The organism is Skermanella sp., from assembly GCF_059503625.1.
Genome location: NZ_JCACHA010000670.1, coordinates 1 through 1,121 on the forward strand (window position 1 = coordinate 1; position 1,121 = coordinate 1,121).

1 protein-coding gene is annotated in these 1,121 nt (G+C 64.1%); it reads right to left on the reverse strand.

The window, feature by feature from the left end; genetic code table 11:
* The coding region (locus AC5JJ6_RS21360) for a right-handed parallel beta-helix repeat-containing protein (protein WP_496043993.1) at positions 1-1,121 on the reverse strand (1,121 nt) is incomplete at both ends.

Sequence of the window (1,121 nt, forward strand, 5' to 3'; positions counted from 1 at the left end):
GCGGAGATCTTCTCGCCGATGAACTTCAGCGTCTGGCCGCCACCGAGGTCGAGCACGACATCGCTGCCGGCCTGCTTCATCGCCGCCTTGATGGCGCCGAAACTGCTGAAACCGAACCCGTCCAGCCGCACGGTATCGCCGCCGGCGCCGTCGAAGTCGGTAATGGTGTCGTTGCCCCGGCCCTTGGCGATCACGAAGACATCCTTGCCGCCGCCGCCCGTCAGGGTGTCGTTGCCGCCGGCCCCGTCGAGCACGTCGTTGCCGGCGCCGCCCTTGATGATGTTTGCCTTGGCGTTGCCGGTGACCTTGGCGCCGCCCGAAGCCGATACGACAGCATTGTCGGCCGACGAGGACATCACGTAGGAAGCGGCGGTCACCGTAACGGTTTCCGGCTCATCGGCGCTATCCGAGGAGCCGCCGACCGCACCGGCCTTGCCGGTCCAGACGCCGTCGAACCGGTTGCCGGTGACGACCAGACCTTTGTTCTGGCCGTTCTCGACCGTCAGCCAGCCCTTGGAACGGTTGATCGTGTTGTTGCTGATGGTGATGCCGGACGACGCCGTGGCCTTGCCGCTCGTGTTGCCGGCGGAGACGTTGACGACGGTGTAGTAGTCGGGATTGCCTTCCAGCAGGTTGCCGGTAGCAGAGCTGTCGCGGGCGCCCAGGAAGCTCAGGGGGCGCTTTCCCACGTCGTAGACTTCGTTGCCGACCGCGACGACGTTCTTCGCTTCGTAATCGCGCATGCCCGGACGCATCCACATCGCCGTCGTCCAGCCGCCGATCGTGATGCCGTCGACCTTGACGTCGTGGATCTTGTTGTACTCGATCCGCACGTTGGTCGATCCGCCCTTGGCGAACAGGGCCGCGACGCCGGTCACCTTCGAGATCTCGTTGCGGGAGATCAGGGAGCCGTTGACGGCGACGAAGTCGATCCCCTGATCGCCGGCGCCGATGATCTTGTTGCCCAGCACTTGTATGTTGTCGCCCTGGGAGACCTTGATGCCATCCTGACCGGCGCCACGGATGATGTTGTTCTGGATGAGGATGTTCTTCGTCATGTCCTTGAAGTCGGTCCCGGCCATGCCGAACTGGATGCCGTTGGCCTTGGATTGGGCCGTGAT